Origin of the sequence: Geodermatophilus sp. DSM 44513 (assembly GCF_032460525.1) — a bacterium.
Lineage (GTDB): Bacteria > Actinomycetota > Actinomycetes > Mycobacteriales > Geodermatophilaceae > Geodermatophilus.
In genome coordinates, this window is record NZ_CP135963.1 from 2,544,340 (window position 1) to 2,570,651 (window position 26,312).

26 protein-coding genes are annotated in these 26,312 nt (G+C 76.0%); 13 read left to right on the plus strand and 13 right to left on the minus strand.

Annotation, left to right across the window (positions count from 1 at the left end; genetic code table 11):
* The first annotated feature begins 84 nt into the window (after positions 1–84).
* Genes RTG05_RS12295 through argG form a run of 3 tightly spaced genes read left to right on the plus strand, consistent with a single transcriptional unit; the run spans position 85 to position 3,057 of the window.
* Complete coding sequence (locus RTG05_RS12295; protein WP_166528871.1) at positions 85–1,032, plus strand: helix-turn-helix domain-containing protein; 948 nt, start codon at positions 85–87, stop codon at positions 1,030–1,032.
* Entirely contained in the window at positions 1,029–1,559 is a 531-nt protein-coding gene (locus tag RTG05_RS12300; RefSeq protein WP_166528872.1) for a dihydrofolate reductase family protein, read from the plus strand. The genes RTG05_RS12295 and RTG05_RS12300 overlap by 4 nt, the downstream gene beginning before the upstream one ends.
* A gap of 49 nt (positions 1,560–1,608) precedes the next feature.
* Entirely contained in the window at positions 1,609–3,057 is a 1,449-nt protein-coding gene (argG, locus tag RTG05_RS12305; RefSeq protein WP_166528873.1) for an argininosuccinate synthase, read from the plus strand.
* Between the two features lie 90 nt (positions 3,058–3,147).
* On the opposite strand, the gene RTG05_RS12310 is transcribed toward argG, so the two are convergent.
* Both RTG05_RS12310 and RTG05_RS12315 read right to left on the minus strand, forming a co-directional pair.
* The gene (locus tag RTG05_RS12310; protein WP_166528874.1) at positions 3,148–3,939 is read right to left on the minus strand and encodes a putative hydro-lyase; all 792 of its coding nucleotides are present in this window, start codon (positions 3,937–3,939) and stop codon (positions 3,148–3,150) included.
* Positions 3,936–4,712 carry a GntR family transcriptional regulator gene (locus RTG05_RS12315; RefSeq protein ID WP_166528875.1) on the minus strand — a complete coding sequence of 259 codons (777 nt, stop codon included), beginning with the start codon at positions 4,710–4,712 and terminating at the stop codon, positions 3,936–3,938. Before RTG05_RS12315 ends, RTG05_RS12310 begins: the two co-directional genes overlap by 4 nt.
* Before the next feature lie 155 nt (positions 4,713–4,867).
* Here RTG05_RS12315 and RTG05_RS12320 point away from each other — a divergent pair, with 155 nt between their 5' ends.
* Genes RTG05_RS12320 through RTG05_RS12340 form a run of 5 tightly spaced genes read left to right on the plus strand, consistent with a single transcriptional unit; the run spans position 4,868 to position 9,579 of the window.
* Positions 4,868–6,127 (plus strand): NRAMP family divalent metal transporter, encoded by a 1,260-nt coding sequence (locus tag RTG05_RS12320; RefSeq protein ID WP_315911839.1) that lies wholly within the window; start codon positions 4,868–4,870, stop codon positions 6,125–6,127.
* Positions 6,128–6,141: 14 nt separating this feature from the next.
* Positions 6,142–6,915 carry a LamB/YcsF family protein gene (locus RTG05_RS12325; RefSeq protein WP_166528877.1) on the plus strand — a complete coding sequence of 258 codons (774 nt, stop codon included), beginning with the start codon at positions 6,142–6,144 and terminating at the stop codon, positions 6,913–6,915.
* Positions 6,915–7,526 (plus strand): 5-oxoprolinase subunit B family protein, encoded by a 612-nt coding sequence (locus tag RTG05_RS12330; RefSeq protein ID WP_166528878.1) that lies wholly within the window; start codon positions 6,915–6,917, stop codon positions 7,524–7,526. The genes RTG05_RS12325 and RTG05_RS12330 overlap by 1 nt, the downstream gene beginning before the upstream one ends.
* On the plus strand, positions 7,526–8,362 hold the full coding sequence (locus tag RTG05_RS12335) for a 5-oxoprolinase subunit C family protein (protein ID WP_166528879.1): 837 nt from the start codon (positions 7,526–7,528) through the stop codon (positions 8,360–8,362). Before RTG05_RS12330 ends, RTG05_RS12335 begins: the two co-directional genes overlap by 1 nt.
* On the plus strand, positions 8,359–9,579 hold the full coding sequence (locus RTG05_RS12340) for an MFS transporter (protein ID WP_166528880.1): 1,221 nt from the start codon (positions 8,359–8,361) through the stop codon (positions 9,577–9,579). Before RTG05_RS12335 ends, RTG05_RS12340 begins: the two co-directional genes overlap by 4 nt.
* Positions 9,580–9,630: 51 nt before the next feature.
* Here the strand turns inward: RTG05_RS12340 and RTG05_RS12345 are convergent, their stop codons facing one another.
* Complete coding sequence (locus RTG05_RS12345) at positions 9,631–11,091, minus strand: benzaldehyde dehydrogenase (protein ID WP_166528881.1); 1,461 nt, start codon at positions 11,089–11,091, stop codon at positions 9,631–9,633.
* 68 nt (positions 11,092–11,159) lie between these two features.
* Here RTG05_RS12345 and pgi point away from each other — a divergent pair, with 68 nt between their 5' ends.
* Positions 11,160–12,806: a glucose-6-phosphate isomerase gene (gene pgi / locus RTG05_RS12350; RefSeq protein WP_166528882.1), complete on the plus strand. Its 1,647-nt coding sequence runs from the start codon at positions 11,160–11,162 to the stop codon at positions 12,804–12,806.
* A gap of 69 nt (positions 12,807–12,875) precedes the next feature.
* Here pgi and pcaC read toward each other — a convergent pair whose 3' ends face one another.
* The 5 genes from pcaC to pcaH form a co-directional block, all read right to left on the minus strand.
* Positions 12,876–13,262: a 4-carboxymuconolactone decarboxylase gene (pcaC, locus tag RTG05_RS12355; protein ID WP_166528883.1), complete on the minus strand. Its 387-nt coding sequence runs from the start codon at positions 13,260–13,262 to the stop codon at positions 12,876–12,878.
* On the minus strand, positions 13,262–14,041 hold the full coding sequence (gene pcaD / locus RTG05_RS12360) for a 3-oxoadipate enol-lactonase (protein WP_166528884.1): 780 nt from the start codon (positions 14,039–14,041) through the stop codon (positions 13,262–13,264). Before pcaD ends, pcaC begins: the two co-directional genes overlap by 1 nt.
* Positions 14,038–15,363, minus strand: coding sequence for a lyase family protein (locus RTG05_RS12365; RefSeq protein WP_166528885.1), 1,326 nt, complete (start codon positions 15,361–15,363; stop codon positions 14,038–14,040). The genes pcaD and RTG05_RS12365 overlap by 4 nt, the downstream gene beginning before the upstream one ends.
* Positions 15,360–16,022, minus strand: coding sequence for a protocatechuate 3,4-dioxygenase subunit alpha (gene pcaG / locus RTG05_RS12370; protein ID WP_166528886.1), 663 nt, complete (start codon positions 16,020–16,022; stop codon positions 15,360–15,362). The genes RTG05_RS12365 and pcaG overlap by 4 nt, the downstream gene beginning before the upstream one ends.
* An 80-nt stretch (positions 16,023–16,102) precedes the next feature.
* Entirely contained in the window at positions 16,103–16,849 is a 747-nt protein-coding gene (gene pcaH / locus RTG05_RS12375; RefSeq protein WP_166528887.1) for a protocatechuate 3,4-dioxygenase subunit beta, read from the minus strand.
* 73 nt (positions 16,850–16,922) lie between these two features.
* On the opposite strand from pcaH, the gene RTG05_RS12380 reads away from it, so the two are divergent.
* Positions 16,923–17,699, plus strand: coding sequence for an IclR family transcriptional regulator (locus tag RTG05_RS12380; RefSeq protein WP_166528888.1), 777 nt, complete (start codon positions 16,923–16,925; stop codon positions 17,697–17,699).
* Between the two features lie 51 nt (positions 17,700–17,750).
* Positions 17,751–18,920 (plus strand): 4-hydroxybenzoate 3-monooxygenase, encoded by a 1,170-nt coding sequence (locus RTG05_RS12385; protein WP_166528889.1) that lies wholly within the window; start codon positions 17,751–17,753, stop codon positions 18,918–18,920.
* Between the two features lie 72 nt (positions 18,921–18,992).
* Here the strand turns inward: RTG05_RS12385 and RTG05_RS12390 are convergent, their stop codons facing one another.
* From RTG05_RS12390 to RTG05_RS12400, 3 genes are all read right to left on the minus strand, one after another.
* Positions 18,993–19,292 carry a hypothetical protein gene (locus tag RTG05_RS12390; RefSeq protein ID WP_166528890.1) on the minus strand — a complete coding sequence of 100 codons (300 nt, stop codon included), beginning with the start codon at positions 19,290–19,292 and terminating at the stop codon, positions 18,993–18,995.
* A gap of 74 nt (positions 19,293–19,366) precedes the next feature.
* Entirely contained in the window at positions 19,367–20,185 is an 819-nt protein-coding gene (locus RTG05_RS12395) for a hypothetical protein (protein WP_166528891.1), read from the minus strand.
* A gap of 26 nt (positions 20,186–20,211) precedes the next feature.
* Entirely contained in the window at positions 20,212–20,598 is a 387-nt protein-coding gene (locus RTG05_RS12400; protein WP_166528892.1) for a TFIIB-type zinc ribbon-containing protein, read from the minus strand.
* A gap of 146 nt (positions 20,599–20,744) precedes the next feature.
* On the opposite strand from RTG05_RS12400, the gene RTG05_RS12405 reads away from it, so the two are divergent.
* Positions 20,745–21,920: an acyl-CoA dehydrogenase family protein gene (locus RTG05_RS12405; protein WP_166528893.1), complete on the plus strand. Its 1,176-nt coding sequence runs from the start codon at positions 20,745–20,747 to the stop codon at positions 21,918–21,920.
* Between the two features lie 7 nt (positions 21,921–21,927).
* Positions 21,928–23,079: an acyl-CoA dehydrogenase family protein gene (locus tag RTG05_RS12410; RefSeq protein WP_166528894.1), complete on the plus strand. Its 1,152-nt coding sequence runs from the start codon at positions 21,928–21,930 to the stop codon at positions 23,077–23,079.
* Positions 23,080–23,176: 97 nt separating this feature from the next.
* Here RTG05_RS12410 and RTG05_RS12415 read toward each other — a convergent pair whose 3' ends face one another.
* Positions 23,177–23,995, minus strand: coding sequence for an HDOD domain-containing protein (locus RTG05_RS12415; protein WP_315911840.1), 819 nt, complete (start codon positions 23,993–23,995; stop codon positions 23,177–23,179).
* A 29-nt stretch (positions 23,996–24,024) separates the two neighbouring features.
* Positions 24,025–26,088 (minus strand): putative bifunctional diguanylate cyclase/phosphodiesterase, encoded by a 2,064-nt coding sequence (locus RTG05_RS12420; RefSeq protein WP_166528896.1) that lies wholly within the window; start codon positions 26,086–26,088, stop codon positions 24,025–24,027.
* Positions 26,089–26,312: the final 224 nt, after the last annotated feature.

The following is a 26,312-nucleotide window of genomic DNA, read 5'->3' on the forward strand; positions in this document are numbered from 1 at the left end:
CCGCGCACGTGACGGGACGATGACACCGGCGGGAGGGCAAGAACGGTCGGGCGCCGCACCGCCGTCCCCGGCCAGGATCGGTCCGTGGCCGACCGCACCCCCGAGACCGACCCCCTCCCCGGGCGGGACCGCCTGCGCGAGCTGCTGGACGCCGTCCTGGACGAGGACAACCGCACGCTGGGTGCCATGGCCGGCGACGCGTACGCCAGCCCCTGGCACTTCGCCCGGCAGGTGAGCCGGGGCGCCGGGGAACCACCGGTCGCGCTGCGCCGGAGGGTGCTGCTGGAGCGGGCGGCGTGGCAGCTGCGGGAGGGGGCGAGCGTCACCGAGGTGGCGTTCGGCTCGGGGTACGAGTCGGTCGAGGGCTTCGCCCGCGCCTTCGCCCGCGCCTACGGCCGCTCCCCCGGCTCGCCGGACGACGGCCCGCGGACCCGGGACGCGCACTGGCTGCCCGCACCCAACGGCGTGCACTTCCACCCGCCGACCTCGCTGTGGGTGGCCGAGCCGCCCGGACGGGGCGAGCCGGACCAGGTCACCGCGCTGCTGGTGCACCACGACGTCGAGGACACCCGCGCGCTGCTCGAGGCCGCCGCGGGCCTGCCGGACGGCGAGTACCGCCGGGTGCGGCTGCCGGGGCACAGCGTGCTGCCCTGGGACGGCCCGGAGGGGTCGGTGGCCGCGGTGCTCGACGCGCTGGTGTGGACCAAGGAGGTGTGGCTGGCCTCGATCGAGGGCGCCGGGCACCCGGCCCGCGGCGCCGACGACCCGGCCGCCCTGCTGGCCCGGCACGACGCCGTGGCGCCGCGCTGGCTGGCCGCCGTCCGCGACGTCGCCCGCCGCGGCGCGTGGGGCGACCGGCTGGTCGACGCGCTGTGCGAGCCGCCGGAGACCTTCGTGCTGGGCAGCGTGCTCGCCCACGTGCTCACGTTCTCCGCGCACCGGCGGCTGCTGGTGCGCGCCCTGCTCCGGGACGCCGGCGTGGCCGTCGACACCGGGGACCCCATCGAGTGGCTGACGAGGAGAGAGAAGTGACCCGCACCGTCTACTACACCGCCACCAGCCTGGACGGGTTCATCGCCGACGAGCACGACTCGCTGGACTGGCTGCTCTCGCGGGAGACCGACCACGACGGCCCGTTCGGCTACCGGGCCTTCGAGCAGCGGGTCGGCGCGCTCGCGATGGGCGCGACGACCTACGAGTGGGTGCGGGCGCACGACCCGGGCTCGTGGGCCTACACCGTGCCGGCGTGGGTGTTCACCCACCGGGAGCTGACCGCGCCGCCGGGCGCCGACGTCCGGTTCACCCGGGCGGCGGTCGCCGACGTGCACGCCGAGATGGTGGCCGCGGCCGGCGGGCGCGACGTGTGGGTCGTGGGTGGGGGCGACCTGGCCGGGCAGTTCGCCGACCGGGGCCTGCTCGACGAGGTGGTGGTGTCGATCGCGCCGGTGACCCTCGGCGGCGGGGCGCCGCTGCTGCCGCGGCGGCTGGAGCTCGCGCGGACGGACCACGCGGTCAACGGCGAGTTCGTCGCCGTCCGCTACGACGTCGTCCGCGGCTGACCCCCACCCGCCCACGCATGACCATGCACAGGCGTGCATACTTCCTCGCATGTCCAAGGTGCTCACGTCCCTGCCCGTCGGCGAGCGCGTCGGGATCGCCTTCTCCGGCGGGCTGGACACCTCGGTCGCGGTCGCCTGGATGCGGGACAAGGGCGCGGTGCCCTGCACCTACACCGCCGACATCGGCCAGTACGACGAGCCCGACATCGACTCGGTGCCCGGCCGGGCGAAGGCCTACGGGGCCGAGGTCGCCCGGTTGGTCGACGCCCGCGCGGCGCTGGTCGAGGAGGGCCTGGCCGCGCTGACCTGCGGAGCCTTCCACGTCCGCTCCGGTGGGCGCAGCTACTTCAACACCACCCCGCTGGGCCGGGCGGTCACCGGCACCCTGCTGGTGCGCGCCATGCTCGAGGACGACGTGCAGATCTGGGGCGACGGCTCCACCTTCAAGGGCAACGACATCGAGCGGTTCTACCGGTACGGGCTGCTGGCCAACCCCTCGCTGCGGGTCTACAAGCCGTGGCTGGACGCCGACTTCGTCACCGAGCTCGGCGGGCGCCGGGAGATGTCGGAGTGGCTGGTCGCCCACGGCCTGCCCTACCGGGACAGCACCGAGAAGGCCTACTCCACCGACGCCAACATCTGGGGGGCCACCCACGAGGCCAAGGCGCTGGAGCACCTGGACGCCGGCATCGAGCTGGTCACCCCGATCATGGGCGTGCGGTTCTGGGACCCGGCCGTGGAGATCGAGCCCGAAGACGTGACCGTCGGCTTCGAGCAGGGCCGGCCGGTGTCCATCGACGGGAAGACCTTCGACAGCGCCGTCGACCTGGTGCTGGCGGCCAACGCGGTCGGCGGCCGGCACGGCCTCGGGATGTCCGACCAGATCGAGAACCGGGTCATCGAGGCCAAGAGCCGGGGCGTCTACGAGGCGCCGGGCATGGCGCTGCTGCACGTCGCCTACGAGCGGCTGGTCAACGCCATCCACAACGAGGACACGCTGGCCACCTACCACAGCGAGGGCCGCCGGCTGGGCCGGCTGATGTACGAGGGCCGCTGGCTGGACCCGCAGGCGCTGATGCTGCGGGAGGCGCTGCAGCGCTGGGTCGGCACCGCGGTCACCGGCGAGGTCACCCTGCGGCTGCGGCGCGGGGAGGACTACTCGATCCTCGACACCTCCGGCCCGGCGTTCAGCTACCACCCGGACAAACTGTCGATGGAGCGCACCGAGGACTCCGCCTTCGGCCCCTCGGACCGGATCGGCCAGTTGACCATGCGCAACCTGGACATCGCCGACTCCCGCGCGAAGCTGGAGCAGTACGCGGCCCTCGGCATGGTCGGCAGCGGGCACCCGCGGCTGATCGGCGCCGCCCAGGCCGCCTCGACCGGGCTGATCGGCGCCATGGACTCCGGCGGCGCGCAGGTCATCGCCTCCCGCGGGGCGGTCTCCGGCGTCGAGGAGCTGCTCGACCGCGCCGCGATGGAGTCCGGCACGGACTGAGGACCCCGCTGCCCCCCACGCCTCGCACGCTCGGCGCGGGCCCCTGCAGCGGGGCCGTTCCAGTACGTCACCAGCCGATCTCGCCGGTGTTCAGAGGGCGCGGTAGATGGCGTCGGGGACGTCGGTGACGAACATGTGCCCCGGCGCGTGGGTGATCGCGAACGGCGGGCGCGAGGCCATCAGGGCCGCCTGCGGGGTGACCCCGCAGGCCCAGAACACCGGGACGTCGCCGTCGGCGGGCACCACCGGGTCGCCGAAGTCCGGCGCCCCCAGGTCGGGGATGCCGAGGGCCTCCGGCGCGCCGACGTGCACCGGCGCCCCGTGCACCTGCGGCATCCGGGCGGTCACCTGCACCGCGGTGGGCACCAGCGCACCGGGCACCGGGCGCATCGACACCACCAGCGGCCCGGACAGCCGGCCCGCGGGGCGGCAGGCGCGGTCGGTGCGGTACATCGACACGTTGCGGCCCTGCTCGATGTTGCGCACCGGCACGCCGGCGTCCAGCAGCGCGGTCTCGAAGCTGAAGCTGCAGCCGATCAGGAAGGCGACCAGGTCCGGCCGCCACAGGTCGACGACGTCGGTGGGCTCGTCGACGAGCTCGCCGTCCCGCCACACGCGGTAGCGCGGCAGGTCGGTGCGCAGGTCTGCCCCCGGCGCCAGCGCGGTGGCCGGCGACCCGGCGTCGGTGACGTCCAGCAGCGGCACCGGCTGCGGGTTGCGCTGGGCGAACAGCAGCATGTCGTAGGCCCAGTCCTGCGGCAGGACGACGAGGTTGGCCTGGGTGTAGCCCGGTGCCCAGCCCGAGGACGGGGCGGCCAGCCCGGCGCGGTGGTGGGCGCGGGCGGTCGCAGGGTCGGCGGCGGGGGTCAGGGTGGTGGTCACGGGGTCCTCCTCGGTCGGTCACCGGGCCGGTCGCCGGGCCGGTCGCGCAGGGCCGCCAGCAGCTCGGCCTCGGAGTCCTGCAGGTAGTCCTCGAGCTCCTTGGCCGCGCGCTCGGACTCCCCGTCGACGAGCAGCTCCAGGATCCCCCGGTTGCGGCTGACGTAGGGCTCGTGCAGCCGCTGCGGGGACCCCACCGCCGAGAACGCCAGCCGCACCTCGGCGAGCAGCCGGGCCGCCGTCTCGTCGATGCGCCGGCTGCCGGCGAGCGCGACCAGGTGCTGGTGGAAGCGCATGTTGGCCGTGCCGACGGCACCCCAGTCACCGCGCCGGGCGGCGTCCTCGGCGGCGGCGACGTCGTCGTGCAGCGGGCGCAGCCGCACCGGGTCCAGCCGGCCGAGCCGCCGGACGACGTCGCACTCGATCGTGCGGCGCAGCCGGTAGAGGTCGACTAACTCCTCCTCGTCGAGCTCGGGCACGAACACCCCGCGGTGCAGCCGGTGCACCAGCAGCCCCTCGTGGGTGAGCAGCCGGAAGGCCTCCCGCAGCGTGGTGCGCGAGACGTGCAGGACGTCGACGAGCTGCTCCTCCGACAGCCGGCGGCCCGGGGGCAGGTCGCCCTCGATGACCCGGCGGCGCAGCAGGTCGGCCACCCGCTCGGCGGTGCTGGAGCGGTCGAAGGCGCGCACCTCGTCGGCCACGGCGCGCAGCCACCCGGCGTCGGCGCCGGCGGCACCGTCCGCGCCGGAGGGAGCTGCCGGGTCCCCGTGGAGCATGCCCCCATCCTGCCCACCCGCAGGGCCCGTGTGAACAGTCCGCCGATCCCCTTGTCGGATCGTCCGACGACTCCCTAGGTTGTCCGGCCAGGGACCCCGGGCCGTCCGCACCGCCACGGCCGGTCCGCCGACCTCACCTCCCGGGAGCACCCGCCATGGCCACCGACCCCAGCAGCGCCGGCACCGCCCCCGCCGCCCCACCGCCCGGGGCGGCCTCCGGCCGGATGGCGGCGAGCACCCGCTCCACCCTGCTCGGCGCGATGTTCCTCATGGCCACCTCGGCCATCGGCCCGGGCTTCATCACCCAGACGACGACGTTCACCGTGCAGCTGGGCGCCGCCTTCGCCTTCGCCATCGCCGTCTCGATCGTCATCGACATCGCGCTGCAGCTGAACGTGTGGCGGGTGATCGGCGTGAGCGGCCGGCGCGCCCAGGAGCTGGGCAACCTGGTCGCCCCCGGCCTGGGCTGGGTGATGGCCGCGTTCCTGCTCGTCGGCGGGCTGGTGTTCAACATCGGCAACGTGGCCGGCGCGGGCCTGGGCACCGACGCGATGCTGGGGCTGGACCCGAGGATCGGCGGCGCCGTCTCCGCGGTCGTCGCCATCGGCATCTTCCTCAGCCGCAGGGCCGGGGTCGCCGTCGACCGGATCGTGGTCGTCCTCGGCCTGCTGATGATCGTCCTGACCACCTACATCGCGGTCACCTCGGGGCCGCCGGTGGGGCAGGCGCTGCGCAACGTCGTCCTCCCCGAGGACGTCTCCTTCCTGGCGATCACCACGCTGGTCGGCGGGACGATCGGCGGCTACATCGTCTACGCCGGTGCCCACCGACTGCTGGACTCCGGCATCACCGGCACCGAGCACGTCCGCGACATCACCCGGGGCTCGGTCACCGGCATCGTCATCACCGGCGTCATGCGGGTCGTGCTGTTCCTCGCCATCCTCGGCGTGGTGGCCGGCGGCGCGGACCTGGGCACGGAGAACCAGGCGGCCACCGCGTTCCAGTCCGCCGCCGGCGAGGTCGGGCTGCGGGTCTTCGGCGTGGTGCTGTGGGCCGCCGCCATCACCAGCGTCATCGGCGCCTCCTACACCTCGGTCTCCTTCATCACCTCCCGGACGGCCACCAGCGACCGCACCCGCACGCTGCTGGTCGTCGGCTTCATCGCGGTCACCACGCTGGCCTTCCTGCTCATCGGGGCCGCCCCGACCACGCTGCTGGTCTTCGCCGGGGCGTTCAACGGGCTGCTGCTGCCGATCGGCATCGCCGTCCTGCTGTGGGTGGCCACCCGGCGCACCGACCTGCTGAACGGCTACCGGTACCCCCGCTGGCTGCTCGCCGTCGGCTGGGCGGCCTGGCTGCTGACCCTCTACCTGGCCGCGCGCTCGGTGCAGCCGGTCATCGCCCTCTTCGGGTGAGGCAGGCTGGCGCCATGACCGGTGTGGACCTCAACTCCGACCTCGGCGAGGGCTTCGGGCAGTGGCAGCTCGGGGACGACGACGCGCTGCTGGGCATCGTCACCAGCGCCAACGTGGCCTGCGGCTTCCACGCCAGCGACCCGTCGATCATGCGGCGGGTGTGCGCGCGGGCCGTCGAGGCCGGCGTGGCCATCGGCGCCCAGGTGGGCTACCGCGACCTGGCCGGCTTCGGCCGCCGCTTCATCGACGTGGAACCGGCCGAGCTGACCGCCGACGTGCTCTACCAGCTCGGCGCGCTGGAGGCGTTCGCGCGGGTGGCCGGCTCGCGGGTGCGCTACGTCAAGCCGCACGGCGCGCTCTACAACGCCATCGTCACCCACGAGGAGCAGGCGGCCGCGGTCGTGGCGGCCGTCGTCGCCTACGACCGGGACCTCCCGGTCCTGGGCCTGCCCGGGTCGGCGTGGCTGCGGCTGGCCGAGGAGGCGGGCCTGACCACGGTGGCCGAGGCCTTCGCCGACCGCGAGTACACCCCGCAGGGCACCCTGGTCTCCCGGCGGCTGCCCGGCGCGGTGCTGCACGACGCCGAGGAGATCGCCCGGCGCTGCGTGGCCATGGCCACCGGCGAGCCGGTCACCGACGTCGAGGGCGGGCTGCTGCGGCTGACGCCGGGGTCGATCTGCGTGCACGGCGACACCCCGGGCGCGGTGGCCATCGCCGCCCGGGTGCGCGAGGCGCTCACCGCCGCCGGGGTCGACCTCGCCCCGTTCGCCGCGCCGTCCGCCCCCTGATGCGCGTCCTGCCCAGCGGCTCCACCGCACTGCTGGTCGAGCTCGACGGCCTCGACGACGTCCTCGGCCTGTACGCCGCGCTCGCCGCCGAGCCGATCGAGGGCGTCGTGGACGTCGTCCCGGCGGCGCGCACCGTGCTGCTGGTCACCGACCCCGCGGTGACCGGCCTCGACGCCGTCGAGCAGGCGGTGCGGCGGACGACGCCCCGCCCCGCGCGGCAGGGCGGCGGGGAGACCGTCGACCTGCCCGTCGTCTACGACGGGGAGGACCTCGCCGACGTGGCAGCACTCCTCGGCGTGGACACCGCCGAGGTGGTGCGCCGGCACACCGGCACGGAGTGGACGGTGGCGTTCTGCGGGTTCGCCCCCGGCTTCGGCTACCTGGTCCCGGACGGCGAGCCGTGGGACGTGCCGCGTCGGCCCTCCCCGCGCACGCGGGTGCCGCCCGGGTCGGTGGCGCTGGCCGGGGGGTTCGGCGGCGTGTACCCGCGGGAGTCCCCCGGCGGGTGGCAGCTGATCGGGCGCACCGACGTGCCCGTGTTCGACGTCGACCGCGACCCCGCCGCGCTGCTGCGCCCGGGGGTGCGGGTGCGGTTCACCGAGGCCGGCTGATGCGCACCCTCACCGTGCTCGCCCCCGGACCGCTGACCACCGTGCAGGACCGCGGCCGGCCCGGGCAGGGCGCGCTGGGCATCGGCCGCTCCGGGGCCTGCGACCGGGCCGCGGCCGCGCTGGCCAACCGGCTGGTGGGCAACGCCCCGGACGCCGCCGTGCTGGAGGCCACCCTCGGCGGACTGGTGCTGCGCGCCGACGCGGACCTGGTGGTGACCACGACCGGGGCCCGCTGCTCCGCGGTGCACAACGCCCCGCTGACCCTGCGCGCCGGGCGCGAGCTGCGCCTGGGCCGGCCCGACGCCGGGCTGCGCACCTACGTCGCCGTCCGCGGCGGGGTCGCCGTCGAGCCGGTGCTGGGCAGCCGCTCCACCGACCTGCTGTCCGGGCTGGGCCCGCCGGTGCTCCTCGCCGGCGCCGTGCTGCCGGTGGGGTCCGCGGCCGGGCCGGTGCCCGGGGTGGACGTCGCGCCGGTGCCCGACCCGCCGGGCGGTGAGGTGACCGTGCGGGTGCTGCCCGGCCCGCGCGCCGACTGGTTCGCCGACCCCGCCGCGCTGACCGGCACCGCGTGGGAGGTGACCGGCGAGAGCAACCGGATCGGGCTGCGGCTGGCCGGCGTCCCGCTGGAGCGCTCGCGCACCGGGGAGCTGCCCAGCGAGGGCATGGTGCGCGGCGCCCTGCAGGTGCCGCCGTCCGGGCAGCCGGTGCTGTTCCTCGCCGACCCCCCGGTGACCGGCGGCTACCCGGTGATCGGCTACGTGGCCGACGACGACGTCGACTGCTGCGGCCAGCTGCGCCCGGGCCAGACGCTGCGGTTCCGCGCCGCCGCCCGGTGACCGCGCCCCGCGCCGGCCGGTCCCGGCCGCGGTGGGCAGCGCTGGTCCCGGCCGCCGTCCTCGTCCTGGTCGCGCTGTGCCTGCGCGGCCCGTTCACCGGCGCGGGACCGGTGCTGACCGAGCTGTCCGCGGAGCTGTCGGTACCGCGCGCGGCGCTGGCCGCGCTCACCTCGGTGCCGCTGGTCCTCTTCGGCCTCGTCTCCCCCGCCGCCCCGGCGCTGGCCGCGCGGCTGGGCGTGCACCGCGCCGTCCTCGCCGGGGTGCTCGCCCTCGCCGTCGGGATCACCCTGCGCCCGGCCGGTGTGGCAGGCCTCTACTCCGGGACGGCGCTGCTGACCGCCGGCATCGCGGTGGCCAACGTGCTGGTGCCGGCCGCGGCCCGCGCCGAGTACGGGGACCGCAGCGCCGCGGCGGTCGGGGCCGCGGTGGCGTCGATGGGGGCGTCGGCCAGCCTGGGGGCGGGGCTGGCCCAGCCGCTGGCGACCGCGACCGGCAGCGCGCGCACCGGGCTGACGCTGTGGCTCGCCCCCGTGCTGGTGGCCGTCGCCGCGATGGCGCTGCTCGCCCGACGCCGCCCGGTCGCACCCGGCGCCGCGGTCGCCCGGCCGCCGGTGGCCGCCGTCCTGCGCGACCGGGTCGCGCTGGCGGTGACGCTGTTCTTCGGCCTGCAGGCGCTGTCCTTCTACACGATGCTCAGCTGGCTGGCCGACGTCCTGGAGACCGAGGCCGGGGTGGCCCCGGTGACCGCGGGCGGGCTGGTCGCCGCGGCCGCCGCGCTCGGCGTCCCGTGCGCACTGCTCGTCCCTCCCCTGGCCGCGCGGCGGGCCGGCCAGGCCGGGTGGATCGTCGGCGTGGGCGTGCCGTCGACCGTCGCCATCGCCGGCCTGCTGCTCGCCCCGGCCGCCGCGCCCGCGGTGTGGGCGCTGCTGTGGGGGCTGGGCACCGGGGCGGCGTTCCCGCTGGCCATGACGCTGGTGCTGGTGCGCACCCGCGACGTGGCGCAGACCGGCCGGCTGTCCGCGGCCGCGCAGAGCGCCGGGTACCTGCTGGCCGCGACCGGGCCGCTGGCCGTCGGGCTGCTGTACGACACCGTCGGTGGCTGGCGGCCCGGGCTGGTGCTGCTGCTGGTGCTGCAGGCCGCCCAGTTCGCCGCCGGCCTGGCCGCCGCCCGGCCGCGCCAGGTCACCGAGGCCCGCCGCCCGGAGCGGGTGCGCTGAGGCCCCGGTCGCGGGTCAGGAACGGGGCCCGGGCGCACACGCTCGGTCGGGTCAGAACGGGTAGGCGGGCAGGTCGCCGCGCAGGGTCACCCACTGGGTCTCGGTGAACGCCTCGATGTTGGCCTGTGGGCCGCCGTGCCGGGAGCCGGTGCCCGAGGCGCCCACCCCGCCGAAGGGGGCCACGGCCTCGTCGTTGACCGTCTGGTCGTTGACGTGCACCAGGCCCGACGGGATGCGCTCGGCCAGCTGCAGACCGGCGTACACGTCGCGGGTGAGGATGCCCAGGGCCAGCCCGTACTCGGTGCCGCGGGCCAGCTCCACCACCTGGTCCAGGCTGCCGAACGGCGTCACCGGGGCGACCGGGCCGAAGACCTCCTCGCGGTACGCCGGCGCCTCGACCGGCACGTCGCCGAGCACGGTGGGCCGGTAGAACAGCTCCTCGTAGGTGCCGCCGGTGCGCAGCGTCGCCCCGCCGTCCACGCTCGCGGTGACCAGCCGGTGCACCCGGTCGCGCTGGCCGGCGTCGATCAGCGGGCCCAGGGCCACCTGCTCGCGGAACGGGTCGCCCACCGGCAGGTGCGCGACCTTCTCGGTGAGGACGGCGGTGTACTCCTCGGCGATCGACTCGTGCACCAGGTGCCGCGACGTGGCCATGCAGATCTGGCCCTGGTGGGCGAACGTCCCCCACGCGCCCACCGACGCCGCTGCGGTCACGTCGACGTCGGGCAGCACGATCAGCGCGGAGTTGCCGCCGAGCTCCAGGTGCGCCCGCTTGAGGTGCTGGCCGGCCAGCGCCCCGACCGCGCGGCCCGCCGTGGTCGACCCGGTGAAGGCGATCACCCGCACGGGCGGGGCGGTCACCAGCGCCTCCCCGACGTCCGCCCCGCCGGGCAGCACCTGCAGGACGCCGGCCGGCAGCCCGGCCTCCTCGAAGACCCGGGCGAAGAGCACCCCGCCGGACACCGCGGTGCGCGGGTCGGGCTTGAGGACGACGGCGTTGCCCAGCGCCAGCGCCGGTGCCACCGCGCGGATGGCGAGGATGGTCGGCACGTTGAACGGCGCGATGACCCCGACGACGCCGGCCGGCACCCGGCGGGCGAAGGACAGCCGGGGCGCCCCGGTGCGCAGCAGCTCCCCGTAGGGGTGGCTGGGCAGCGCCGACGCCTCGTAGCACTCGGCCGCGGTGGTGTGCACCTGGAAGTCGCCGAACGGCTGGATCGCGCCGGTCTCCCGGGCCAGCCAGCCCCGGATCTCCTCGGCGTTGGCCTCCAGCACCGCGCCGGCCCGGCGCAGCACCCGGGCGCGGTCCTCGAACGGCAGCGCCGCCCAGGCCCGCTGCGCCCCGACGGCCCGGTCCGCGGCGGCGGCGACGTCCTCGGGCGTGGCCCGGCCGACCGCGCCGACGACGTCCCCGGTCGCCGGCTCGACGACGTCGTAGGTGCCGCCCGAGCCCTCCGTCCAGGCGCCGGTCCACACCCGGCCGTGCCACGCGCCGTCGTCCAGCAGTGCCATGCCACTCCCCTGGTCCGTGTCGGGCGCCCGGGTTCGCCCCGGGCGGGGTCCTTCGGCAGGCTAGGCGCATGGGCGTCAGGGACAGCGCGGAGTGGCAGGCACTCGTCGAGCACCACCGGCAGGTGGGCGACCGCCACCTCCGGGACCTGTTCGCCGAGGACCCCCGGCGCGGCACCGACCTCGTGGTCACCGCCGGCGACCTGTACCTGGACTACTCCAAGAACCGGCTCACCCGCGAGACGGTCCGGCTGCTCGCGGCGCTGGCCGAGCGGGCCGGGCTGCGCGAGCGCACCGAGGCGGTGTTCCGCGGCGAGCACGTCAACACCACCGAGGACCGCGCCGTCCTGCACGTCGCGCTCCGCGACCCCCGCAGGAGCGGCCTGGACGTCGACGGCCAGGACGTGCGGCGCGACGTGCACGAGGTGCTCGACCGGATGGCGGACGTCGCCGACCGGGTGCGCGGCGGGGCGTGGACCGGGCACACCGGCCAGCGGATCCGCACGGTGGTCAACATCGGCATCGGCGGCTCGGACCTCGGCCCGGCCATGGCCCACCAGGCGCTGCGCGACTCCTCCGACCGGTCGCTGACCTTCCGGTTCGTCTCCAACGTGGACCCGACCGACCTGGCCGAGGCCACCCGCGACCTGGACCCGGCCAGCACGCTGTTCGTCGTCGTGTCCAAGACCTTCACCACCCAGGAGACGCTGACCAACGCCCGGGAGGCCCGCCGCTGGCTGGTCGAGGGCCTGGGCGGTGACCCCGACGCCGTCGCGAGGCACTTCGTCGCCGTCTCCACCAACGCCGGCAAGGTGGCGGAGTTCGGCATCGACACCGCCAACATGTTCGGCTTCTGGGACTGGGTGGGCGGCCGGTACTCCTTCACCTCCGCCGTCGGGCTCTCCCTGATGGTGGCGATCGGCCCGGAGCGGTACCGGGAGATGCTCGACGGGTTCCACACCATGGACGAGCACTTCCGCACCGCCCCGTACGAGGAGAACCTGCCGGCGCTGCTGGGGCTGATCTCGGTCTGGTACGTCGACCTCTTCGGCGCGCAGAGCCAGGCGGTGCTGCCCTACTCCCAGTACCTCGCCCGCTTCCCCGCCTACCTGCAGCAGCTGTGCATGGAGTCCAACGGCAAGTCGGTGCGGGTCGACGGCGCCCCGGTCGACGTCGCGACCGGCGAGGTCGTGTGGGGCGAGCCGGGCACCAACGGCCAGCACGCGTTCTACCAGCTGCTGCACCAGGGCACGGTGCTCGTGCCGGCGGACTTCGTCGGCTTCGCCCAGCCCAACGACCTCGCCCGCGACCGCGGCCTGGACGGCATGCACGACCTGCTCCTGGCCAACTTCCTGGCCCAGCCGCGGGCCCTGGCCTTCGGCCGCACCGCGGAAGAGGTGGCCGCCGAGGGGACGGCGGAGGCGGTGGTGCCGCACCGGGTGATGCCGGGCAACCGCCCGTCGAACGTCCTCGTGGCGCCGAAGCTGACGCCGTCGGTCCTCGGCCAGCTGGTCGCCGCCTACGAGCACCGGGTCTTCACCCAGGGCGTGGTGTGGGGCATCAACTCCTTCGACCAGTGGGGCGTGGAGCTGGGCAAGGTCATGGCCAACCAGCTCGCGCCGAAGCTGCAGAGCGAGGCCGCGCCGGAGTACGACGCCGACTCCTCGACCGACGCGCTGGTGCGGCTGCTGCGGGAGGGCAGCGGCCGCCCGGCCTGAAGAAGGACCCTCCTGCCCCCCACCACTCGCGAGCTCGCGGCGGGTCCCTGCAGGAGGGCCGACCGTCCGTCACCTCCCGCCGCGCAGCTCCTCGAGGATCGGACCGGCGACCTTGAACGCGTGGTTGGCCGCCGGGACGCCGGCGTAGACCGCGGCGTGCTGGAGCACCTCGGCGATCTCCGCGTCGGTCAGCCCGTTGTTCCGCGCCGCCCGCACGTGCAGCGCGAACTCGTCCCAGTGCCGCAGCGCGACGGTGATCGACAACGTCATCAGGCTGCGGTCCCGGCGGGACAGCCCCGGCCGCTGCCACACGTCCCCCCAGGCCACCCGGGTGATGAAGTCCTGGAAGTCGGCGGTGAACGGTGTGGTGCCGGCGACCGCGCGGTCCACCCAGGCGTCACCGAGCACCTCGCGGCGGGTGGCCGTGCCGGCCTCCCGGCGCTCCCGGTCGTCCATCAGGCGTGCTCGCCGGCGGCGTCCAGGTGGCCGAGCAGCGCCCCGGTGACCTCCAGCGGCTGCTCCAGGTTCGGCAGGTGCGCACCCGGGCTCACCGACACCAGTGCGGCGCCGGCGATGCCGTCGACGATGGCCTGCTGGTGGGGCGGGGGCAGCGCAGGGTCCTCCGCGCCGGACACCACGAGCGTCGGCGCGGTGATCCGGCCGAGGTCGGCCCGCAGGTCGACGGCGGCCACCACCTCGGCGCACAGCGCGTAGCCCTCGTCGTCCGCCGCCGCGACCATGCCCTCCAGCCGGGCGACCAGCTCGGGGTGCCCGGCGGCGTACTGCGGCGTCAGCCACCGGGCGACCACGGCCGGTGCGATGCTCGCGGTGCCGTCGGCGCGCACGGCGGCGGCCCGGTCCAGGAAGCCCTGCGGGTCCGGCTTCGCCGAGGTGGCCATGGCGACCAGCCGGTCCACCCGGTCCGGTTCCCGGGCGGCCAGCCGCAGCGCGGTCATCCCGCCCAGCGACAGCCCCACCACGTGCGCGCGCCGCGCGCCGAGCCGGTCGAGCAGCGCGACCAGGTCGTCCACCAGGTCGTCGAGGCCGTACGGCCCGGCCGGGGACGGCGACGCCCCGTGGCCGCGGGTGTCGTAGGTGACCACCCGGTAGCGCTCGGCCAGCGCGGGCACCTGGGGGTCCCACATCCCGCGCGTCGCGCCCAGGGAGTTGGACAGGACGACGACCGGCGCGTCGGCCGGCCCGTCCTCGGTGTACGACACCTCGACGGCTGTCACTGACGTCCCTCCACGAGTGCGGCGTGCTCGGCCAGGGCGGCGTCCACCTGGGCGCCGGCCTCCCCGACGTCGGGTCTACCGGCGGCGAGCACCGCGCGCACGTCGACGTCGGTGCGCGCGGCGACCAGCTCGGCCAGCGGGCGCCCCGCGTCGCGGGCCTCGCGGACGGCGGCGGCCGCCGCGTCGTGCGCTGCTCCCTTCCCGAGGGACGGCGTCAGCGCCTCGGCCAGCGCGCCGGCAAGCGGGCCCTCGGCGGCGGCCGCGGCGGTGGCGGCCATCCGGGCGGTGTCCGGTCGCAGCCCGCGCAGGCTCTCGGCCAGCCAGGACGCCGCCGACCCCACGGTGCCGAGCAGCCCGGTCAGCGTCGGCCACTCGCTCTGCCACGCCCCGGCGCCCCGCTCGTGCTCCTGCTCCATCGCCGCCAGCAGGGTGGCCACCAGCCCCGGCGCGCGGCGGGCGCAGGCCCGGGCGGAGATCGCGGCCACCGGGTTGCGCTTGTGCGGCATCGCCGAGGACCCGCCGCGGCCCTCCGCCACCTCCGCGACCTCGGCCACCTCGGTCTGGGCGAGCAGGACGACGTCGACGGCCACGGTGGCGACCACCCCGGCGGCGGCACCCAGCGCACCGGCCAGGTCGGCGACCGGCAGCCGGACGGTGGACCACCCGACGGCGGTGGTGGCCAGCCCCAGCTCGTCGGCCAGCGCCGCCCGCAGCGCCACCCCCGAGCCGCCGGACGCCGCCAGGGTGCCCACCGCGCCGCCGTACTGCACCGGCAGCGTGGCGACCGCCTCGGCCAGCCGCAGCCTCGCGCCGTCCAGCCCGGCCAGCCAGCCGGCGGCCTTGAGCCCGAACGTCGTGGGCAGCGCCTGCTGCATCAGCGTGCGTCCGGCGACCACGTCGTCCCGGTGGGTGCGGGCGAGGGCCGCGGCGAGCTCGGCGGCCGCGGCCAGGTCGGCATCGAGCGCCGCCACGGCGTCCCGCGCCAGCAGCACCAGGGCGGTGTCCAGCACGTCCTGGCTGGTCGCCCCGACGTGCACGGCGGCCGCGCCGCGCGCCCCCACCGCGTCCAGCAGCACCCGCACCAGCGCGGGCACCGGGTTGCCGGCGTCCGCGGCCCGCGCGGCCACGGCGGCCAGGTCCAGCCGCTCCGGGTGCGCGCAGGCGGCGGTGACCGCGTCGGCGGCGTCGGCCGGCACCAGCCCCAACCGGGCCGCGGCGCGGGCCAGCGCGGCCTCCACGGCCAGCAGCGCCCGCGCCCAGGCGTCGTCGGAGACGGCGGCCGCGGCCCCGCCGCGGGCGAAGGTCCCGTCGAACAGGCTCATACCGCGAAGAACACCGTCTCCCGGTCGCCCTGCAGGTGCACGTCGAAGCGGTAGCCGTCCCCGGTCGGCTCGGCGAGCAGGGTGCGCCGCTGTTCGTCGGTCAGCCCCCGCAGGACGGCGTCCTCGGCGTTGGCCGCGGCCTCGTCGGCGAAGTAGATACGGGTGACCACGCGGTCGAGCAGGCCGCGGGCGAAGACCGACACGTCGACGTGCGGCGCCTGCAGGCCGCCCTCCCCATCGGGCACCCGCCCGGGCTTGAGGGTGAAGACCGCGAACTCTCCCGGCGGGTGCACCGTCTGCACCCGTGCGTACCCGCGGAAGCCGGGGTGCGACGACGGGCCACGCGGGTCCTCCGGGGAGGGGAAGCGGCCGTCCGGGTCGGCCTGCCAGGTCTCCACCATCGCGTCGGGGACGAGGTCGCCGGCGCCGTCGAGCACCCGGCCGCGGACCCAGGTGCCGCCCGGGGTGCCCTCGGCGGCGGCCCAGGCGCCGTCCGGCCAGGTCAGGCCGATCGCCAGGTAGGGGCCCACCGTGGCGCTCGGGGTCGGCCCCAGCCGGAACGGCTCGGTGAGGAAGCCGGAGCCGCGCCGGCCCGACCGCGGCCGGTACGGCCCCGTGGCGTCGGGGACCTCCAGCGGGTCCACGATCGGTCGACTCATGCCACGTCCTCCCGCGCGACTCCGCGCCTCGGTCCGCTCCTCGGTCGCTGGCGCTCCCTGCGATGCTCCCTCGGCTGTCGTCACGCCACGTCCCCGTCGTCGTCGGCCTCGAACGGCGTCTGGTCGGTGCCGCGCAGCACGACGTCCCACTCGAAGGCCAGCGCCCAGTCCGCCTGCGTGCGCTCCAGGGAGAACCGGCTGACCGCCCGGTGCCGCGCGGCCGCGGGGATGGCGGCGAAGATCGGGTCCTGGCCGAACAGCGGGTCGTCCGGGAAGTACATCTGGGTGACCAGCCGCTGGGTGAAGGCCCGGCCGAACAGGCTGAAGTGGATGTGCGCCGGCCGCCAGGCGTTGTGGTGGTTGCCCCACGGGTAGGCGCCCGGCTTGATCGTCAGGAACTCGTAGCGGCCCAGGCTGTCGGTGACCACCCGGCCCAGCCCGTCGAAGTGCGGGTCCAGGGGCGCGGGGAAGCTGTCGCCGACGTGCCGGTAGCGGCCGGCCGCGTTGGCCTGCCACACCTCGACCAGCGCGTCGGGCACCGGGCGGCCGTCGCTGTCCAGGACCCGGCCGTACACCAGGATCCGCTGGCCGACCGCCTCGCCGCCGCCGCGCAGCGTCAGGTCGGCGTCCTCCGGCCGGACCCGGTCCTCACCCAGCACCGGGCCGGTCACCTCGGTGAGCCGGTGCGGCAGGTCGACCGGCGTCCGCAGCGGCGCGCGCAGCCCGGTGCTCCGGTAGTCGGGCGAGCCGACGGGCGTCCGTCGTCCGGCCGGTTCGCGCAGGTACCGCGGCAGGACGAGCCCGCGGTGCGATGTGATGCCGGTCATGGCGGGCAACGTACGGCCCGGGGGGTACGGTCCCCAAGCGTCCGCTTCCGGTGGGCGGAAGGGCGGAGGTGCCGTGGCCGGTCGCAGCAGCACGCCCGGGCGGTCGGTCACCTCCCGCGCGCTGGCCGTCCTCGGCGCCTTCGACGCCCGTGCCCCCCGGCTGTCGCTGTCCGAGATCGCCGAGCGCGCCGCGCTGCCGCTGACCACGGCCCACCGGCTGCTCGCCGAGCTCACCGCCTGGGGGGCGCTGACCCGCCGTCCGGACGGCCGCTACGAGATCGGCCGCCGGCTGTGGGACCTCGGGCTGCTCGCCCCCGTCCAGCTCGAGCTGCGCCAGCTGGCCGCGCCGTTCCTGCTCGACGTGCACACCGCCACCCGCGACACCGTGCACCTCGCCGTCCGCGAGGACCGCTCGGCGCTGTACGTGGAGCGGATCTCCGGCCGCGAGTCGGTGCCGGTGGTCAGCCAGGTGGGCAGCCGGCTGCCGCTGCACGCCACCGGGGTGGGCAAGGTGCTGCTGGCCGCCGCACCCGAGGACGTGGTGGACGCCGTCCTGCGGGCCCCCGCCCGCGCCACCCGGCACACCGTCGTCGACCCCGGGCGGCTGCGGCGGGAGCTCGCCGAGGCCCGCCGCCGCGGGTACGCCCGCACCGCCGAGGAGATGTCGCTGGGCACGCTGTCCGTCGCCGTCCCGGTGCGCGCCGAGCGGGCGACCGGCCCGGCGGTCGTGGCGGCCCTCGGCATCGTCGTCCCCAGCCACCGGCGGGACCTGCTGCGGCTGGTCCCGGTGCTGGAGGTCGCCGCGCGGGGCATCGGGCGGGAGCTGTCCCGGGTGCAGTCCTTCCGCTGAGCGGGAGCGTCCGGTTCCCCTCCCGGCGTAGCGGCGGTCACACTCGCACCCGTGCGCACTCAGGTGGGGATCATCGGCGCCGGCCCGGCCGGCCTGCTGCTGTCGCGGCTGCTCGCGCTGCGGGGCATCGACTCCGTCGTCCTGGAGAACCGGTCGCGGGACTACGTGCAGGCCCGGATCCGCGCCGGCGTGCTGGAGCAGCACACGGTCGACACGCTGACCGCCGCCGGTCTCGGGGACCGGCTGCGCCGCGAGGGGCTGGAGCACTCCGGCATCCACCTGCAGTACCCGGGGGTGCGCCACACGCTGGACTTCCCGTCGCTGTGCGGGCGCACGGTGTGGGTCTACGGGCAGACCGAGGTGGTCAAGGACCTCATCAGCGCGCAGCTGGACGGCGGCCCGCCGCTGCTGTTCGAGGTGTCCGACGTGAACCCGGAGGACGTCGACACCGACTCCCCCCGCATCCGGTTCACCGACGCCGACGGCGTCCCGCAGGTGCTCGAGTGCGACGCGGTCGCCGGCACCGACGGCTTCCACGGCCCCTCGCGCGCGCTGGTGCAGGCCGCCGGCGGGCGGGTGTGGCAGCGCACCTACCCCTACGCGTGGCTGGGCATCCTGGCCGACGCCGCCCCCGCCACCGACGAGCTGGTCTACGCCTGGCACCCCGAGGGGTTCGCGCTGTACTCGATGCGCTCGCCGTCGGTGTCGCGGCTCTACCTGCAGGTCGACCCGGCCGAGCGGGTCGAGGACTGGTCCGACGAGCGGATCTGGGACGCCCTCGACAGCCGGATGGCCCTGGACGGCTGGTCGGTCAACCGCGGGCCGGTGACGGAGAAGTCGGTGCTGCCGATGCGCTCCTTCGTCAGCGCCCCGATGCGCCGCGGCCGGCTGTTCCTCGCCGGCGACGCCGCGCACATCGTGCCGCCGACCGGCGCCAAGGGTCTCAACCTGGCCGTCGCCGACGTCACCCTGCTCGCCCAGGCGCTGGTCCGGCTGCTGCAGGACAAGGAGACCGACCTGGCCGACACCTACTCCGACCGGGCGCTGGCCCGGGTGTGGCGGTGCACCCACTTCTCGTGGTGGATGACCTCGATGCTGCACACCGCCGGCGACGAGTTCGACGCCGAGCTGCAGCTGTCCCAGCTGCGCCGGGTGTGCTCCTCGGAGCCCGCCGCTCGCGAGCTGGCCGAGAACTACACCGGCCTGCCGCTGGACCTGTAGCGGCGTCTCGTGGCCTTCCGCGCGCGGAAGGCCTCCGGGTCGTGGCCTTCCGCGCGCGGAAGGCCTCCGCAGTCAGGACGGGAAGCGGATCTCGATCCGGGTGATGGTGACCTGGAGACCGCCGGGGAGCAGCGGCCCCACGGCACCGGACCGCGGCCGGCTCACCCGGGTGGCCAGCTCGATGGCGGTGACGGCGGCGGCCGCGGTGAGTGCCACCGCCGAGGCGGCGAGCAGCGGCCCGGCCAGGGCCACCCGGGCCAGCGCGGGGAGCAGCGGCGGCAGCGGCTGCGGCACGCCGCCGGCACCCCGCGGGACGGCGGACCCGTCCCGCCCGAGGATCGCGTCCGGCTCGATCGGCTGCTGTCCGGTCATCGCGTCCTCCGTCCGCGGGGACCCGGCGCCCGGGCCCCCCGCCGTCCATCGTGACGGACCGGACCTGCGGGCGCTCAGCGGCCGGCGTCCAGGAGGGTGAGGACGGCGTCGGCGGTGCCCGGCGCCAGCGGCAGGTGCGGCAGGACGGCGGGCAGCTCGTCGGGCTCGATGCCCTCGGCCAGCAGCGCGGCGAGCACCCGGTCGGCCTGCGCCGGCGGCACCGGCCGGTCCAGGCCGGCGACCGCGGCCCGGGCCAGGAAGACCGCGCCGGAGGCGGCCGGGTCCTCGGCGGGTGCGGGCGGGGGCGGGGCGGCGTCGCGGGCCAGCGCCTCGGCCGCCCGCACCAGCGACAGGGGCAGCCCCTCGGCCTCGACCGCCAGCAGGGGCTGGTCGGCCAGCGCGGCCAGCACCAGGTGCTCGGCCTCGGTGTGCAGCGCGGCCTCCCACTCCCCCGCGCGGACGACACCCGGCAGGTCGCTGCCGTCCTCCCCGAGGTCGTCGAGCAGCTCGGCCCACTCCGCCGGCCGGGTCGCCCGGGCCCGCTCCGCGGCCAGCACGCAGGTGGCCAGCACGAAGGGCTCGAGCACCTCGCGGTCGAACCGGTCGGCGAACAGCACGCCGCCGGCGTCCACCGCGTTGAGCACGTCGCGGAAGCTGCCCGGGCGGGCGTCGCCGAGGTCGAGCCGGCCGTCCTCCTCGCCGGACACCGGCTGCCCGCGGGCGATGCGGTCGCCGATCGTCCCGCCGGTCTCGGTCAGCCGGCCGCGGCGCCGCTCGTGGTGCGGCCGGTCGGACAGGCCCACGCTCCAGGCGCACGTCTCGGCGACGAGGGCGGGCAGCCGCTCGCGGAGCACCTCGCGGCCCAGCCGGCCCATCCAGTCGACGTCGAACACGACACCCTGCGTGCCCCGTGCGCGGTTCAGCCGAACAGCTCACCCAGGAAGGACTGCTTGCGCTTGCCGGAGTGCCCGTACCCGGAGGAGTGCTGCTGCTTCTTCTGCACCTGGCTGAGCACCTCGCCGACGACGGCACCCAGCCCGCCCGCGCCGTACCCCCCGGCCGACCCGTGACCGGAGCCCGACCCGTGACCCGGGCCGCCGTACCCGGCCGGCGCCGTCCCGGAGGCGGAGGACGCCGCCCCGGCCGGCCGGCCGCCGCCGTGCCAGGCGTCCTCGGCGTCGATCAGCCGCTCCAGCTCCCCGCGGTCGAGGAAGATGCCGCGGCACTCGGTGCACTGGTCGACGTGCACCCCGTTGCGCTCGTAGGTGCGCATCGTGCCGTGGCACTTGGGACAGGTCAGCTCCATGGCCGGGCAACGGGTGGCTGCGTCCGCCCGTTCCCACCGACGGGGAGCCCGTCCGCCCCGAGGGTTACCCGCCGGTAGCTCGTGTGGGATCGTCGGGTGCACACCCTGCGAGACGGCGGCTGCCCCGCCGTCAGGAGAGAGGCCCGATGCGGTTGCAACTGTCCCCGGAGCTGGCGTCCTTCCGGGAGGAGATGCGGACGTTCTTCACCACGCAGGTACCGCAGGAGATCCGCGACACCGTCGCGGCCCGCCGGGACCTGACCAAGGAGCAGCTGGTCGAGTCCATGCGGACGCTCAACGCCGCCGGGCTGGCCGTGCCGCACTGGCCGGTGGAGTGGGGCGGCCGCGGCTGGACCCCGTTGCAGATGCACATCTGGCGCGAGGAGATGCAGCTGGCCTGCGTGCCCGAGCCGCTGCCGTTCAACGCCAGCATGATCGGCCCGGTCATCGCCGCGTTCGGCAGCCAGGAGCAGAAGGAGCGCTTCCTCCCCGCGACGGCCAACATCGACATCTGGTGGTGCCAGGGCTTCTCCGAGCCCGACGCCGGCTCCGACCTGGCCAGCCTGCGCACCACCGCCGTCCGCGACGGCGACGACTGGGTCGTCAACGGCCAGAAGACGTGGACGACGCTGGGCCAGCACGCCGACTGGATCTTCTGCCTGGTGCGCACCGACCCGACGGCGGAGAAGAAGCAGCGCGGCATCTCGATGCTGGTCTTCCCGATGGACTCCCCCGGGGTCACGCTGCGCCCGATCGAGCTCATCGACGGCGGGCACGAGGTCAACGAGGTCTTCTTCGAGGACGTCCGCGTCCCCGCCGAGAACCTCGTCGGCGAGGAGAACCGCGGCTGGGACTACGCGAAGTTCCTGCTCGGCAACGAGCGCGTCGGCATCGCCCGCATCGGCGCCACCAAGCGGCTGCTGTCGCAGGCCAAGGCGTACGCCCGCGAGGTCACCGTCGACGGCCGCCCGCTGGCCGCCGAGCCGCGGATGGCCGCCCGCATCGCCGAGCTGGAGAACGAGCTGCTGGCCCTGGAGCTCACCGCGCTCCGGGTCGTCGCGCACTCCACCGACGGCAAGCCGCACCCGGCGTCCTCGGTGCTCAAGCTGCGCGGCTCGGAGCTGCAGCAGGCCGCCACCGAGCTGGTCGTCGACATCGCCGGCCCGCTGTCGGTGTCGTCGTTCGCCGACGGTGGCTCCGCGGTCCCCGACTGGGCCCGGGTGGCCACGCCGGAGTACCTGAACTACCGCAAGGTCTCCATCTACGGAGGCTCCAACGAGGTGCAGCGCACCATCATCGCCGGCACGATCCTGGGGCTGTGAGGCAACCGTGGACTTCACCTTCGACAGCGAGCAGCACGACCTGCGGGAGGCCGTCCGCGGCCTGCTGGAGCGCGCCTACGGCGATGCCGAGCACCGCCGCCGGGTGACCGGCACCGACCCCGGCTTCGACGAGAAGACGTGGGCGCGGATGGCGGAGATGGGCCTGCTGGGCCTGCCCTTCGCCGAGGAGCACGGCGGCATGGGCGCCGGCCCGATCGAGGTGGCCGTCGTCGCCGAGGAGATCGGCCGGGTGCTGGCACCCGAGCCGTTCGTCGAGGCGGTCGTGCTGGCCGGCGGGCTGGTCGCCGCCGCCGGCACCGACGAGCAGCGGGCCGAGGTCCTCGGCGGCATCGCCGAGGGCACCACGCTGGCCGCCGTCGCGCACGCCGAGCCGGGCACCCGCTGGAGCCCGTCGGCCGTGGCCGTCACCGCCACGCGGGACGGCGACTCCTGGACGCTGTCCGGCGTCAAGGAGCCGGTCCTCAACGGCGCCCGCGCCGACGTGCTGGTGGTCTCGGCGGTGGTCGACGGCGGCACCTCGCTGTTCCTCGTCCGCGGGGACGCCGCCGGCCTCACCCGCACCGGCTACCGCACCCACGACGGCGGCCGCGCGGCGCACGTCCGGCTCGACGGCACCCCCGCCGAGCTGCTCGGCGAGAGCGCGGCCGACCGGACGGCGCAGGTCGAGCAGGTGCTGGCGCAGGCGCGCATCGCCTACGCCCACGAGGCCATCGGCTCGATGGACACCGCACTGCGCACCACCGCGGACTACCTCAAGACCCGCAAGCAGTTCGGCGTGACACTCAACCGGTTCCAGGCGCTCACCTTCCGCGCCGCGGACATGTACGTGTCGCTGGAGCTGGCCCGCAGCACCGCGCTGTGGGCCTCGATGGTGCAGGACGCCGGCGGGGACGTCGTCGCCGCGGCCGACCGCGCCCGGCTGCAGACCAGCCGCGCCGGCCGGCACATCGGCAAGGAGGTGATCCAGCTGCACGGCGGGATCGGGGTGACCGCGGAGTACTCCATCGGGCACCACACCAGCCGGCTCACCGCGATCGACCACCTGCTCGGCGACGGGGAGTGGGCGCTGTCCCGGCTGGCCGCCGACGTCGACGCCCACGACACGGTCGACCCGCTCGGGGCGCCCTACACCCGCTGAACCGGGTCTGGTCCTCCCGCCGCTCGCAGGCGCAGGTGGCCCCCCGGCAGGGGCCCGCCGCGAGCCTGCGAGCGGTGGGGGGCCGGGGGGTCCTTCTTCAGCCGAGCATCGCCAGGCGCAGCTCCTCGGCCTCGGTGCGCACCCGCTCGAGCACCGGTGGGACGGCGTCCTCCCCGAGCCGTCCGCAGGTGAGCTCCTCCACCGGCACCGGCACGTGGTCCTCGACGGTCAGCCGGGCGGCGACCTCCAGGGCCGCGCGCAGCAGCGCGCCGTCCTCGCTGGCGGGGTCGTCGACCGCGGTCAGCGGGAGCAGCATGCTCGGCGGGAAGCCCCACTGCTCCAGGGCGACCGCGGTGAGCCGCAGCGCGTGCACGCCGTAGCGGCGCACCTCGGCGACCCGCCGCCCGGCCGCGGTCGGCTCGGCGGCGCACAGCTCGCCGTAGCCGTCCTCGTCGTCGTGGAACAGCAGCGCGGCGCCGAGCGGGGCCAGCAGCCCCAGGCACAGCGCGTCCTGCGGGCGCTCGCCGAAGCGCGGGGCCAGCGCGGCCGAGCCGAGCGCCACGCAGGTGCTCATCGACCAGAACCCCTCCGGCAGCCGCGACTCGTCGTCCAGACCGGTCAGCGCGACGGTGGCCATCGTCCGCACGGTGGTGAAGCCGACGACGGTGACCGCGAACTGCAGCGAGGTGACCCGCCCGCGCATGCCGAAGTAGGCGGAGTTGGCCAGCTTCATCACCCGCCCCGCCAGCGCGACGTCGGAGGCGAGCACCCGGGCCAGCGTGCGCGCGTCGGTGTCCTCGGCGTCGGCGATCGACACCAGCTGGGCGGCGACCGGTGCCTGCGCGGCCATCGTGTCGATGCTGGCCAGCACCCGGTCGAGGTCGAAGGACGGCGCGGCGGCCAGGGTCGCGGGCACGGGCGCTCCCAGGGGTCGGAGGGGGACGGTCATCGGGCGCGCGCGGCGTACCAGGCGGCCGTGGCGGCGCCGGTCATCGGCCGGGCCAGGTCGAAGCCCTGCAGGTGGCCCACGCCGAGCTCCGCGAGCCGGGTGGCCTGCTCCTCGGTCTCCACGCCCTCGGCGACGGTCGTCAGGTCGAGGCTCCGGGCCAGCGCGATGACCGCCGTGGCGATCTCGGCGTGCCCGTCGGCCAGCTCGGCGACGAAGGAGCGGTCCACCTTGAGGCAGTCCACCGGCAGGCGGCGCAGGTGGGCCAGCGAGGAGTAGCCGGTGCCGAAGTCGTCGATGGACAGCGAGACGCCCAGGTCGCGCAGCTGGGTGAGCACCGCGCGGGCTGATGCCGGGTCCCTCGCCAGCGCCGACTCGGTGATCTCGATGGACAGCCGGGTCGGCGCCAGCCCGTGCCGCTCGAGCGCGGTGACGACGGCGCCGTGCAGCCGGCCGTCCAGCTGCAGCGCCGAGACGTTGACGCTGGCCCGCTGCGGAGCGGCCGCGCCCAGCAGCCGGTCCCACTCGGCCAGCTGCCGGCAGGTCAGGTCGAGCACCAGCAGGCCCAGCGCGCCGATCAGGCCGCTCTGCTCGGCCAGGGCGACGAACACCCCCGGGCTGACCGGCCCGCGCTCGGGGTGGTGCCAGCGCGCCAGCGACTCCACGGCCACCGGGGTGCGGTCGTCGGCGCGCAGGATCGGCTGGTACAGCAGGGTGATCTCACGCCGCTCGATGGCCTCGCGCAGCTCGGCCACCAGCCGCAGCTCGTCCCGCGCCCGGTCGCGGGCCCGCTGGTCCAGCACGGTGATCTGACCCTTGCCGCCCGCCTTGGCCTGGTACATCGCGATGTCGCAGTCGCGGATGAGCTCCTCGGCGTCGCCGTGTTCGGCGGTCTGCACGGTCACCCCGACGCTGGCGTGCGGGCGGACGTCCACCCCGCCCAGGGGCACCGGCCGGGCGAGGGCGGCGGAGATCCGCTCGGCCAGGGCCACCGCCTCCGGCTGGTCCACGCCCTCGCAGACCACCACGAACTCGTCACCACCGAAGCGGGCGACCAGGTCGCCGGGGCGCACCGTGGCACGCAGCCGGGTGGCGACCTCGACGAGCAGCTCGTCGCCGGCGGCGTGGCCGAGGGAGTCGTTGACGACCTTGAAGTCGTCCAGGTCGAGGAACAGCACGGCCAGCCCGCCGGTGCCCGGCCGGAACCGCTGGGCCACGTGCCCGGCGAGCAGGGTGCGGTTGGGCAGCCCGGTGAGCGGGTCGTGGCTGGCCTGGTGGGCCAGCCGCGCCTCGAAGGCCAGCCGCTCGGTGACGTCCTCGATGGTGCCGACGAAGCCGGCGCCGACGCCGGGGGTGACCAGGTGGGCGAACCGGATGACCGTCGTGCGCTCGGTGCCGTCGGTGCGGACCAGCCGCGCCGTGGTCTCCCCGTCGCCCCCGCCGAGGACGGCGACCACCTGCTCGATGACGCCGTCGAGGTCCTCGGGGTGCACCGAGGCCATCCAGCCGGTGCCCAGCAACTGCTCGGCCGGCAGCCCCACCAGGGTGCAGAAGGCGTCGTTGACGTGGGCCAGCCGCATGCCCTGCTCCGACAGCAGCGTGGGCACCGGGGAGCGCTCGGTCAGCGTGGTGAAGCGCTGCTCGTGGGCGTCCGCGGTGGCCCGCAGGGCCCGCTCGGAGTCGTGGTCGACCGGCACCAGCCGCAGCGTCCAGGTGCGCCCGCCCGGCGACGGCGTGCAGGTCACCCGGACCTCGACGAGCGCGCCGCTGGCCGTGCGCACCGGCAGGGTCATCCAGGCGGTGCGCTCCCGGCGCAGCAGCAGCCGGACCTCACCGCCGCGCAGCGTGGGCACCAGGGCGGAGACCGGCAGCGCGCGCAGGTCGGCCAGCCCGTAGCCGAGCAGCCGGGTGGCGCCCTCGTTGCCCCAGGCGATCCGCGGGGTGCCGCCGACCAGCTCGGCGACGAGGAATACGAGGGTGTCGCTCACCGCGGCCCCGTAGAAGACCGAGGAGACGACCTCGGGCGGCACCGACGACTCGGCGGTCGCGCTCGTCGCGGTCATCCACCCTCCCCCCACGTGGCGGCGCCCGGCACCCGTGCCGGTCGTCCGTCCTCCAGAGGAGTACGCCACCCCGGGGTGCACCTCCAGTCGGCGACGCCGGCCCTCACCCGCCCGGGTGGCGCCGCAGGCCCGGTCGCGGGGCCGGCCGCCACCGGCACTGCGGAGGGTGAGCGTTCCCATCCGGCCCGCCGCACGGCACACTCCGCGGGGACGGCGGAGCGCTG

Excerpts from the sequence above, each read along its gene's own strand:
- RTG05_RS12365 (WP_166528885.1), bottom strand. The coding sequence starts at position 15,363 with ATGAGCCTGTTCGACGGGACCTTCGCCCGCGGCGGGGCCGCGGCCGCC.
- pcaG (WP_166528886.1), bottom strand. The coding sequence starts at position 16,022 with ATGAGTCGACCGATCGTGGACCCGCTGGAGGTCCCCGACGCCACGGGG.
- RTG05_RS12400 (WP_166528892.1), bottom strand. The coding sequence starts at position 20,598 with ATGGAGCTGACCTGTCCCAAGTGCCACGGCACGATGCGCACCTACGAG.
- argG (WP_166528873.1), top strand. The coding sequence starts at position 1,609 with ATGTCCAAGGTGCTCACGTCCCTGCCCGTCGGCGAGCGCGTCGGGATC.
- RTG05_RS12315 (WP_166528875.1), bottom strand. The coding sequence starts at position 4,712 with ATGCTCCACGGGGACCCGGCAGCTCCCTCCGGCGCGGACGGTGCCGCC.
- RTG05_RS12405 (WP_166528893.1), top strand. The coding sequence starts at position 20,745 with ATGCGGTTGCAACTGTCCCCGGAGCTGGCGTCCTTCCGGGAGGAGATG.
- pcaC (WP_166528883.1), bottom strand. The coding sequence starts at position 13,262 with ATGGACGACCGGGAGCGCCGGGAGGCCGGCACGGCCACCCGCCGCGAG.
- RTG05_RS12320 (WP_315911839.1), top strand. The coding sequence starts at position 4,868 with ATGGCCACCGACCCCAGCAGCGCCGGCACCGCCCCCGCCGCCCCACCG.
- RTG05_RS12330 (WP_166528878.1), top strand. The coding sequence starts at position 6,915 with ATGCGCGTCCTGCCCAGCGGCTCCACCGCACTGCTGGTCGAGCTCGAC.
- RTG05_RS12345 (WP_166528881.1), bottom strand. The coding sequence starts at position 11,091 with ATGGCACTGCTGGACGACGGCGCGTGGCACGGCCGGGTGTGGACCGGC.
- RTG05_RS12390 (WP_166528890.1), bottom strand. The coding sequence starts at position 19,292 with ATGACCGGACAGCAGCCGATCGAGCCGGACGCGATCCTCGGGCGGGAC.
- pcaH (WP_166528887.1), bottom strand. The coding sequence starts at position 16,849 with ATGACCGGCATCACATCGCACCGCGGGCTCGTCCTGCCGCGGTACCTG.
- RTG05_RS12335 (WP_166528879.1), top strand. The coding sequence starts at position 7,526 with ATGCGCACCCTCACCGTGCTCGCCCCCGGACCGCTGACCACCGTGCAG.
- pgi (WP_166528882.1), top strand. The coding sequence starts at position 11,160 with ATGGGCGTCAGGGACAGCGCGGAGTGGCAGGCACTCGTCGAGCACCAC.
- RTG05_RS12420 (WP_166528896.1), bottom strand. The coding sequence starts at position 26,088 with ATGACCGCGACGAGCGCGACCGCCGAGTCGTCGGTGCCGCCCGAGGTC.
- RTG05_RS12325 (WP_166528877.1), top strand. The coding sequence starts at position 6,142 with ATGACCGGTGTGGACCTCAACTCCGACCTCGGCGAGGGCTTCGGGCAG.